This window comes from Sphingopyxis sp. BSNA05, from assembly GCF_013265645.1.
Taxonomy (GTDB): domain Bacteria; phylum Pseudomonadota; class Alphaproteobacteria; order Sphingomonadales; family Sphingomonadaceae; genus Parasphingorhabdus.
This window is the reverse complement of sequence record NZ_PYIA01000037.1, coordinates 1-8,549: the sequence shown is the minus strand read 5'-3', so window position 1 is coordinate 8,549 and position 8,549 is coordinate 1. Positions and strand designations below refer to the sequence as shown.

Here is an 8,549-nt window from a genome sequence, read left to right as displayed (position 1 = left end):
TTTGTCCGCATATTATTCATCATGGTCGGGATATTTGTCGGCCTGGACATCCTCAATGCGACCGCCTTGCTGGGCGCGGTACTTGGCGGAGCCGGCGTGATCGGGCTGGCAGTCGGCTTTGCTCTTCGCGATACGGTCGACAATTACATGTCGAGCATCATGCTGAGTATCCGCCAGCCGTTCCGGGCCAACGATCATGTCCGGGTGGGCGAACAGGAAGGGCGCGTGGTGCGGCTGACTTCGCGGGCGACGATCTTGATGACGCTGGACGGCAATCACCTGCGCATTCCCAATGCGACAGTGTTCAAGGCGGAAATATTGAACTTCACGCGCAATCCGCAGCGCCGGTTCAGTTTTGTACTGGGCGTCGATGCCGACGACGATCCTGCCGCAGCCATCGAAACGGGGCTTCGCGCGATCAACGGTCAGGCTTTCGTTCTGGACGATCCCGAAGCAACGGCCGAGATCAGGGAAGTCGGCGATTCCAATATATTGATCGCCTTCCACGGCTGGATCGACCAGCGCCAGAGCGATTTCAACAAGGCGCGGGGCGCGGCGATCCGGGTCACCAAAAATGCTTTGGAAGAGGCCGGCTTTGCCTTGCCGGAGCCGATCTACCGGCTGCGGTTCGATAACGGGCCGCCGCAGCTGATGGACATGATCGGGAAGCCGGAAGCAGCCGGTGGGGCCGGTGAGAAGCCGACCAGAGCGCCGACCGGGGAGGCGTTTGACGTATCGCCAGAGGATCACGTCGAGCGGCTGGTGGATTCCGAGCGTCTGACGACGGTTCTTCCGATCTCCTGGATGACCAGCAGCCGGTGGAATGACGGGGCGGCAACTTAATCTATGTTAGCGCAAATCATATTCAATGCGCTTATCTATCGCGACGGGCAATGTCTCGGCTGTGAAGATAGCCGCCATGAGAAAGTTTTGCGTGTCGCCTCGTCCGATCACCTCGCTCATTTTTGTGAGCACCGTAAAGCCCGGCATGGATCAGCAGGATTTTCTTGCGATCACGAACGTTACCCGGCGGAATAGCGAACGATTTGGCCTGACTGGCCTGCTTGTTTGCAATGGGTTCAACTTCATGCAGTGCATCGAGGGAGAGCGGGCTGCCGTCAAAGACCGGATGTATCATATCATTCAGGACGAGCGGCACAGCGGGATCATCATTGTACATCATAGCGAGCCTGAGATCCGGCAATTTGCGAATATATATATGGACCGCCGATATTTTCCGGCGGAGGAAAACTCCGGCGTATCTGACCTCCCGAAAATTCTCGCCATGGCTACCGTCGCCAACGTTACCCGTACAATGTTCCAAAGCTTTCTCTCGCTCGGGTTCGGCGCGGCCAACCGGTAAGTTGCGCAAATAAGGAGCGGGTGCGACCCGCGCTTTTCTCCTTCAATATGCGCTTCTCGCTGCTTCAGCAGGATATATCGCTTTTGGATGCTGCTGTTCTTGCCTTTTTCAGCGCTTCCACCTCGGCGCCCGCACGGCCTTTGTCTCCTCCTATCGTCGATTATAAGACCGTGTCCGGAGTGTCGGTCACTGCCAAAAATTTCCACTTGTGATGTGTTTCCTCCACTAAGCCAACGCCGACTTCTCAAGATTGTTCCGCGCTATTGGACATTCTCCCGAAAAATTTATATGCAACCTTTCCGGACACCGCGTGTTCTGTCTTCAAGCAAGGAAAAACGAGGCATGATTTGACGAGCCAGACAAAAGATGAAGCTGGCACATCGGGTTCTTCGGAACCGGATGATGCAGGGCAACGGTCAAAGGATATGCCGGTGAAAAACAAGGAAGACATGCAAGAGAGATTAGGCCTTGGACTTAAGGACATGTATTCAAGTGTTCTTGACGAGCCGCTACCCGACGACATGCTGGCGCTTTTGGACCAGCTGGAAGCAAACGACACTAGTGACGTGAACTCCAGCCGGCCAGACGATAATGAATAAGCCCCAGGCGTTGCCGCCGGCGCAGTTCAAGCAGCAGCTGACGGAAGCAATTCCGCATTTGCGTGCTTTCGGCCGAAGTCTGTCAGGCGATCGTGATCTTGCCGACGATCTTGTGCAGGACACCTTGTTGAAAGCATGGGCTGCGCGCGACCGTTTCATTGCCGGCACATCGATGCGTGCATGGACTTTCGTGATATTACGCAACACGTTTTTCTCTGGCATGCGCCGCAAGAAATTCAGTGCCAATTATGACGAGCTGGTTGCCGAACGGGTCCTGTCCGCTCCCGCTCCCCAGCAGGAACCCTTGCATCTTGCCGACCTGCAGCGCGGGCTGATGGAATTGTCCGACGACCAGCGCGAGGCCATCATTCTGGTAGGGGCTGGCGGCTATTCTTACGAGGAAGCGGCCGAAATCGCCAATTGTGCGGTCGGCACCATGAAAAGCCGCGTCTCCAGGGCGCGCAAATCGCTGGAAGCGATTCTGGAGGAAGGACGCTTCACCTCCGCGTCGGACGGTCATGACAATCTAACCGCAACGGCGCTCGAAAATATCATCGGCGCAGTCGAGAAAATAGCGCCCTAGGCTGTCCGGCGTTCGCCGACATCCCCGCCCTAAATTTTAATATGCTGACGTGAATCGTGGTTGCTTCATTTGGCACCGCTGCCAACAGTTGCGCCTCGCTGCCGGCTCAGAAGTCTGAGCCGGCAGCGAGGCGTTTGTCCTGGTAATTCAGGCGGATGACGCGATCAGGCGTCCTGCTTTGCCGTTGAAAAGAACAGTGCCTGGCTGATCGCCGCGCGAATCGCATTGGGCTGAAACGGCTTGGTGATCAAAAATGTCGGTTCAGGGCGCTCTCCGGTGAGCAACCGCTCGGGAAAGGCAGTGATGAAGATGACCGGAACCGATATCTGCTCCAGAATATCCTTCACGGCATCAATGCCCGAGCTGCCGTCCGCCAGCTGGATATCGGCCAGCACCAGGCTTGGTTTGGCATTGGCTACCGCTTCGAGCGCACCCTTGTGGGTCGTCGCAGTTCCACAGACACGATGTCCCAGCCCGGTGACGATCTGCTGCAATTCCATCGAAATCAGGGCTTCATCCTCAATGATGAGAACATCTGACCGGATCTCCTTGTCGATTTCGGCAATGGCATCGTCCAGCAAGCCGTTGATCGAATTTTCGCCGACATCGGCAATTTTTGCGACTTCGCTAACGGAAAACCCTTCCAGCGCGGTCAATAGCAGCACCTGACGGCTGATGGGAGGGATGGCATTCAAGCGGTTTTGCGCCGTGTTGTCGTCGGGATCTTCAGACACCCGGACATGCGCGCTTTCCCAGATACCGGCGAAAACCCGGTATAGATGAACCCTTATATCATTGTCGTCCGGGACGGGTTCCGGATCGGCAATAATCGCTTCCAACGTAGCCTTCACAAATGCGTCGCCGCTCTTTTGGCTGCCGGTCAGAGCCCGGGCATATCGCCGTAAATAGGGAAGATGCGGTTTCAGATTTTGAGCTAGTGACATATTTTATATCTCCGTGATTGGTTCCCTACGCATGACTGTAATTAGGGTTCCATCATAATTTCGTCAGGTAGACGACATTTGCATCTCGTGTTTGCAGGCCTGATCCGGAACCAATTCGGTCGGCGTTCGTTGACTCATCATTAGATCACTAGACCGAATATGGAGAAAAAGAAATGACAGGCAATTATTCCGAAGAAATGGGCGCGGTAAAATCGGATCTGCAAACATTGAAAGATGATCTGGCAACCTTGACCAAGTCCGTCAAGGCCGATGCCAAGGCAAATGCGTCAGAATTGCGCGCCAATGCGAAGACCAAGTTTGACGCTGCGCGCGCCAATGCAGTTGAGGCCGGCACCAAGGGACGCCGGAAGGCCCAGACCACGTTCAAGGAAAATCCGATCGTGAGCATTGCCGCGACCGCTGGTATCGGTTTGTTAGTTGGCGCATTGATGGCGCGCCGCTAGGTCGTCCCGGATGAAATTCAAAGGGCTGCAGAATGTAATTCTCGCAGCCCTTTTGCTGTTCTGGCACCGGTGAAGCGAGACGCGCGCGGTTGTCTGACGATAGCGGGCTGTGCTCTTCGCCCTTCGGTGGCGACGAAAAAGATGGTGCAGCTGTCTTCAATCATTTTATATGATTTTCCGGGGCATCATTATACATGGATGGGCCTCCGCATGGGTTTTTCGAGTGAGTTACCGTATTGTTTGCCGCTTTGGTTCCACCAGCATGCAACAGGATCGCAACTTGATCGTTGGTAATGGAACGGCTTCAGGGTCAGGAATAAAAGGGGTTGGACATGAAGGCGGGCATTAGATGACCGAAGAGTTGGAACCGACGATGGAAAGCGAACGGTTGGCGACGCTCGGCAGCTATCAGGTCATGGACGATGCGCGGAGAAATGCCTTTGATCGAATCACACGGCTTGTCGCTGATATTTTCGCAGCGCCGGTTGCATCGATCTCACTGATTGAGAAAGATCGGGAGTTGTTCCGATCAGCAGTGGGACTGGCGGAGACTGACGCAGATCGCAAATCCTCCCTGTGCGGCGGAATGGTCGACAGCCATGAATCGCTGGTCATCGAAGACGCTTCGGTGGACCCACGGTTCAGCAACAATCCGTTGGTCTCTGGTGGTCCGGCGATCCGTTTTTACGCCGGTGCGCCATTGATCGCGCCCAATGGCATGGTTCTGGGAGCCTTGTGGTTTGCCGACACGGTGCCACGCTGCTCGATTACCGCGAACCAGCTCGACCAGTTGAAGACCATGGCTGATATCGTCATGAGCGAGCTTGAACTGAGCCGCGAGATCCGTTTGCGCGAGCAGGCACAGAAAAACGCGGCCATTGACCGTTCCAATCTCGACCTCACGCTGGCCCTCAGCGACATTGCCAGCTTCCGGACCGATCTGGAAACAGGAAAGATCGAATGGGGCGGGGCTTATATGAAGATCTGGGGAGAGGACGCCGGCGAGGCACTCACCCAAGTGGAAGATGCCTTCGCCCGTATCCATCCCGAAGATCGGGAAAGTGTCACCGAGGCAATGAGCGCGGCAGCAGCGCCGGGCGAAAATATGAAGCGCGTTTCCGGATCATATTGCCCTCGGGCGAGATTCGCTGGGTCGAGGGCTACGGCGACTATCTCGAAGCAAACGGGCGGCCGACCCTGACCGGGGTCAATAAGGACGTCACCCATTCTGTCGATCAGCAGGAGCAATTGCGGCTTCATACGCGCGAGCTTCATCACCGGCTCCGCAATCTTTTCGCTACGCTGCAATCGATCATGATGCTGACCAAGAATTCGGCGACATCGATCGATGACTATATCGAACGGATCAAGAATCGGCTGAGCGCCCTGAACCGGGCACAGCAAATCCTGCTCGACACCAATTTTGTGACGGGGTCCTTCGCTGCGCTGGTCAGGGACCTGTGCAAGACCTATCCAAGAGTGCGCTGGTTCGGCCCCGACATCATCCTGGAAGAAAACGCGATGGTCTCGATTTCGCTCGTGCTTAACGAGCTGGCCACCAACGCGGCCAAATACGGCGCACTGACCGCCGATACCGGCCTGGTGAAAATCAAATGGACCATTCTTCCCGACGATGACGGGCAGGATATCGTCGAACTGCGCTGGTCGGAAAGCGGCGGGCCCAAGTCCCAGCCTCCTCCATCACTATCCGGCTTTGGCTCCTCGCTTATCGATCACAGCATCACGCGCAATTTGCGCGGAGAGATTGACCGGGACTGGACGCCCGATGGGCTGATCTGCACGATCAGATTTCCCGCACCCGACGAAGCACGGTTTCGCTAGTGGCACAGAAGGCCCTGCTGCGGCGCATCTCCTTCTATGCCGACCTCGACGAGGCCGATCAGCAGGTCATCATGGATATCGAGGGTCGGGAGCAGACTTTCGACAAAATAGCGAAATCATTGATGCCGGCCAGGAAATGGATAGCGTGCTGATCGTCAAGGAGGGCTGGGCGATCCGCTACAAGACGCTGGAGGATGGCCGCCGTCAGATCTTGAACATTTTGCTGCCCGGGGACTTTTTCGACCTTCAGGTATTGGTCGCTGCCGAGGCGGACCATTCGGTAAAGACCGTGACTCAGCTGACCGGCCTGTCGGTCCGGCCGGCTGTATTTCGGCGCCTGTTGACCGAATCGGGCAAACTGACGCTCGCGTTCTGGTGGATGCAGGTGCAGGAAGAGGCCTTTCTGCGAGAACAGATTGTCAGGAACGGCAAACAGACCGCGCGCGAAAGAATCGGACATTTCCTGCTGGAACTTTATCGGCGGGTGCTGATTACCGGAGCCGGAACCAGCGAAGGATTTCGCGTTCCGCTGACCCAGACCATTATCGCGGACGCGCTCGGGCTGACCCCCATTCATACCAACCGGGTTTTACGGCAGCTGGAGCGGGACGGACTGCTGGCGCGCGACCATGGCTGGATCCTGTTCAAGGACGAAGCGCGGCTTGCCGAAATCAGCCAGTTCGATTCCAGCTATTTCCACCTCGATGCCTTCCGGATGCGGCTGGGCCGCGAATAAAAATTGACTGTTGGGGAACTCTATGCGCATCCTGACGTTGACTATATCGAACCATTAAAGGGAGTTCAAAATGAAAAAGATTGCAATTGCGGCAGTAATGACCGCTGGACTGGCACTTTCCGCCTGTGAAGCGAATGTTACCGAAGAAGGCGAAATGCCCTCCATGGATGTCGATGTTTCCGGCGACGCAGGCCAGTTGCCCGAGATCGACGTTGAAACAGCCGACGTAGAAGTCGGCACCGAAGAAGTCACCGTTGACGTTCCTGATGTCGACGTGAAGATGCCTTCCGAAGAATAGTCTTTCCAGACCAACAGACACGAATGGCCAGGCATCATGTCCTGGCCATTTTTTTGCGTCTTTCGCCTGTGTTCATCAAACGGTGCCTGATCCGGAGGGTCAGGCTGATGCGCAACAATATGGGGAGGGTGGCTGGGAAATCTGTCCGTTGGTAAACGGGGGGGATACGAAGGGCCAAATTTCCCAGCCGGTTTTGAGGAATGAAAGTAACGCCGGGTCATGGGTCAACATCCATTCAAACCAGTCAACGGCCAGGATCAACATTGGTTCCCGACAAGTTGCAATTTTTTTAGATTTTTGAAATCATTGCAAAATGGGCGGATTGCCGGCCTGTTTCATTGAGCGAGCCCGGGGAATGCAAGCGGACTGTTCCTTCTGCGAAACGGGAATGCACTGCATCGGAATGCAACCAAATGACGTTCCGCGCGTCTTTTGAGCAGAACGTTACCGATGGAGATATTATGACCGACATTTTTACCCGCCTCAAACAGGATCATGATCGTCACCGCGAAATGCTCGAACGCGTAGCCGACACCAGCGGCGATACGAAGGAGCGACGTCAGTCCTTCGAGCAGCTGCGGATCGATGTATCCGCGCATGCCAACGCCGAGGAACAGTCTCTCTACGCTGAAATGCTCGCCCGGCCCGACTTGCAGGACAAGGGCCGCCATTCGGTTGCCGAACATAAGGAAGCCGACGACTATTTTGAGGATCTGGTCGATATGGATTTCAGCAGCACCGGATGGCTCGCCCGGTTCAAGACGCTCAAGGAGCGGCTCGAGCACCATATGGACGAAGAAGAAAATGAAATTTTCGCCGCCGCCAAGGAAGACCTGAGCGAAGAGCGTGCGGAAGAGCTGGCCAGGATTTTTGACGAGCGCAAACCTGAAGAGCAGCAGGAAGTCGCCTGACCTATTGAGCCGAACCGGGGGGAATATGATGCTGAATGAATGGACGACCACGGGGTGGGAGCAGATCGCATTGATCGCGCTCTCCGCCGCCGCGATGTATGTGACTGTAATTCTGCTGACCCGGCTGGCCGGAGTCCGCAGCTTTTCCAAGATGAGCGGCTTTGACTTTGCCGTAACCGTAGCGATCGGGTCGGTCCTGGGATCCGTCATCCTGTCCAAAACCCGCCGATTGCCCACGGCATCGCGGCGCTTGTTTTCTTGTTCGGACTACAGATCGGCATGGCGGTTTTGCGAAGCCGCTTCCCCCGCCTGCAACTTCTGGCTGACAACAAGCCGCGGCTCATCATGATCGGCGGAGAAATCCAGCACGACCAGCTCCGGAAAGCCAAGATGACCGAGGATGATCTCTGGGGAAAGCTGCGCGAGGCAAATGCTATCAATTTTTCGCAGGTACTGGTGGTGATCGCCGAGACCACCGGCGATGTGTCGGTCCTGCATGCCAAAGACAAGAATGAGGAAATTCAGCCGGAACTGTTGAAGGGCGTGATTGCCGGTGACCGCTATCGTGCCGCCCGGCCACGCTAGACGTTGTCCAGTCCGCGGTAAACCACCGGCAATATTGCCGGTGGTTTATGATCCGCCGGGTTCACTGTCGCAAGATGTGCGGTAACTAGCGAACGGTGACCGTAACGGCCCGGCGATTCTTCTGCCATGCCGTTTCATCGGATCCCAGAGCGTCCGGCCGTTCCTTGCCGTAGCTGACTACCGATATTCTCGAGAGCGCGACGCCAAGCGTCGAGAGATAGTTT

14 protein-coding genes and 1 pseudogene are annotated in these 8,549 nt (G+C 56.0%); 13 read left to right on the top strand and 2 right to left on the bottom strand.

Going from position 1 to position 8,549, the window contains the following annotated elements; genetic code table 11:
- The 4 genes from C8024_RS04305 to C8024_RS04290 all read left to right on the top strand — a co-directional run.
- Window positions 1-843 (top strand): mechanosensitive ion channel family protein (locus C8024_RS04305; RefSeq protein ID WP_254305547.1); only part of this gene is annotated, 843 nt, incomplete at its 5' end.
- A 25-nt stretch (window positions 844-868) separates the two neighbouring features.
- On the top strand, window positions 869-1,363 hold the full coding sequence (locus C8024_RS22890) for a BLUF domain-containing protein (RefSeq protein WP_367947143.1): 495 nt from the start codon (window positions 869-871) through the stop codon (window positions 1,361-1,363).
- 347 nt (window positions 1,364-1,710) lie between these two features.
- On the top strand, window positions 1,711-1,962 hold the full coding sequence (locus C8024_RS04295) for a NepR family anti-sigma factor (RefSeq protein ID WP_217271987.1): 252 nt from the start codon (window positions 1,711-1,713) through the stop codon (window positions 1,960-1,962).
- Window positions 1,955-2,545 (top strand): sigma-70 family RNA polymerase sigma factor, encoded by a 591-nt coding sequence (locus tag C8024_RS04290; protein WP_100093721.1) that lies wholly within the window; start codon window positions 1,955-1,957, stop codon window positions 2,543-2,545. Before C8024_RS04295 ends, C8024_RS04290 begins: the two co-directional genes overlap by 8 nt.
- A gap of 164 nt (window positions 2,546-2,709) precedes the next feature.
- Here C8024_RS04290 and C8024_RS04285 read toward each other — a convergent pair whose 3' ends face one another.
- Window positions 2,710-3,489 (bottom strand): response regulator, encoded by a 780-nt coding sequence (locus tag C8024_RS04285; protein WP_100093722.1) that lies wholly within the window; start codon window positions 3,487-3,489, stop codon window positions 2,710-2,712.
- A 173-nt stretch (window positions 3,490-3,662) separates the two neighbouring features.
- Here C8024_RS04285 and C8024_RS04280 point away from each other — a divergent pair, with 173 nt between their 5' ends.
- From C8024_RS04280 to C8024_RS19965, 9 genes are all read left to right on the top strand, one after another.
- Complete coding sequence (locus C8024_RS04280) at window positions 3,663-3,953, top strand: YqjD family protein (RefSeq protein ID WP_173203092.1); 291 nt, start codon at window positions 3,663-3,665, stop codon at window positions 3,951-3,953.
- 349 nt (window positions 3,954-4,302) lie between these two features.
- The gene (locus C8024_RS04275; RefSeq protein ID WP_173203090.1) at window positions 4,303-5,154 is read left to right on the top strand and encodes a GAF domain-containing protein; all 852 of its coding nucleotides are present in this window, start codon (window positions 4,303-4,305) and stop codon (window positions 5,152-5,154) included.
- Window positions 5,082-5,795, top strand: a complete 714-nt coding sequence (locus tag C8024_RS04270) for a sensor histidine kinase (protein WP_173203088.1) — start codon at window positions 5,082-5,084, stop codon at window positions 5,793-5,795. The genes C8024_RS04275 and C8024_RS04270 overlap by 73 nt, the downstream gene beginning before the upstream one ends.
- On the top strand, window positions 5,795-5,947 hold the full coding sequence (locus C8024_RS04265) for a hypothetical protein (protein ID WP_173203086.1): 153 nt from the start codon (window positions 5,795-5,797) through the stop codon (window positions 5,945-5,947). The genes C8024_RS04270 and C8024_RS04265 overlap by 1 nt, the downstream gene beginning before the upstream one ends.
- Complete coding sequence (locus C8024_RS04260; protein ID WP_173203084.1) at window positions 5,932-6,531, top strand: Crp/Fnr family transcriptional regulator; 600 nt, start codon at window positions 5,932-5,934, stop codon at window positions 6,529-6,531. Before C8024_RS04265 ends, C8024_RS04260 begins: the two co-directional genes overlap by 16 nt.
- A 70-nt stretch (window positions 6,532-6,601) precedes the next feature.
- Window positions 6,602-6,829 (top strand): hypothetical protein, encoded by a 228-nt coding sequence (locus C8024_RS04255; protein WP_100093726.1) that lies wholly within the window; start codon window positions 6,602-6,604, stop codon window positions 6,827-6,829.
- Between the two features lie 461 nt (window positions 6,830-7,290).
- Window positions 7,291-7,740 (top strand): hemerythrin domain-containing protein, encoded by a 450-nt coding sequence (locus tag C8024_RS04250; protein WP_173203082.1) that lies wholly within the window; start codon window positions 7,291-7,293, stop codon window positions 7,738-7,740.
- A 25-nt stretch (window positions 7,741-7,765) separates the two neighbouring features.
- Entirely contained in the window at window positions 7,766-8,089 is a 324-nt protein-coding gene (locus C8024_RS19970) for a hypothetical protein (RefSeq protein WP_217271986.1), read from the top strand.
- Complete coding sequence (locus C8024_RS19965; RefSeq protein ID WP_217271985.1) at window positions 8,086-8,325, top strand: YetF domain-containing protein; 240 nt, start codon at window positions 8,086-8,088, stop codon at window positions 8,323-8,325. The genes C8024_RS19970 and C8024_RS19965 overlap by 4 nt, the downstream gene beginning before the upstream one ends.
- A gap of 85 nt (window positions 8,326-8,410) precedes the next feature.
- Here C8024_RS19965 and C8024_RS20880 read toward each other — a convergent pair.
- Window positions 8,411-8,549 (bottom strand): annotated as a pseudogene (locus C8024_RS20880) (peptidoglycan-associated lipoprotein); the annotation flags it as partial.

Coding starts and splice junctions, on each gene's coding strand:
- C8024_RS04250 (WP_173203082.1), top strand. CDS start 7,291: ATGACCGACATTTTTACCCGCCTCAAACAGGATCATGATCGTCACCGC.
- C8024_RS04255 (WP_100093726.1), top strand. CDS start 6,602: ATGAAAAAGATTGCAATTGCGGCAGTAATGACCGCTGGACTGGCACTT.
- C8024_RS19970 (WP_217271986.1), top strand. CDS start 7,766: ATGATGCTGAATGAATGGACGACCACGGGGTGGGAGCAGATCGCATTG.
- C8024_RS19965 (WP_217271985.1), top strand. CDS start 8,086: ATGATCGGCGGAGAAATCCAGCACGACCAGCTCCGGAAAGCCAAGATG.
- C8024_RS04285 (WP_100093722.1), bottom strand. CDS start 3,489: ATGTCACTAGCTCAAAATCTGAAACCGCATCTTCCCTATTTACGGCGA.
- C8024_RS04280 (WP_173203092.1), top strand. CDS start 3,663: ATGACAGGCAATTATTCCGAAGAAATGGGCGCGGTAAAATCGGATCTG.
- C8024_RS04260 (WP_173203084.1), top strand. CDS start 5,932: ATGGATAGCGTGCTGATCGTCAAGGAGGGCTGGGCGATCCGCTACAAG.
- C8024_RS04290 (WP_100093721.1), top strand. CDS start 1,955: ATGAATAAGCCCCAGGCGTTGCCGCCGGCGCAGTTCAAGCAGCAGCTG.
- C8024_RS22890 (WP_367947143.1), top strand. CDS start 869: ATGCGCTTATCTATCGCGACGGGCAATGTCTCGGCTGTGAAGATAGCC.
- C8024_RS04275 (WP_173203090.1), top strand. CDS start 4,303: ATGACCGAAGAGTTGGAACCGACGATGGAAAGCGAACGGTTGGCGACG.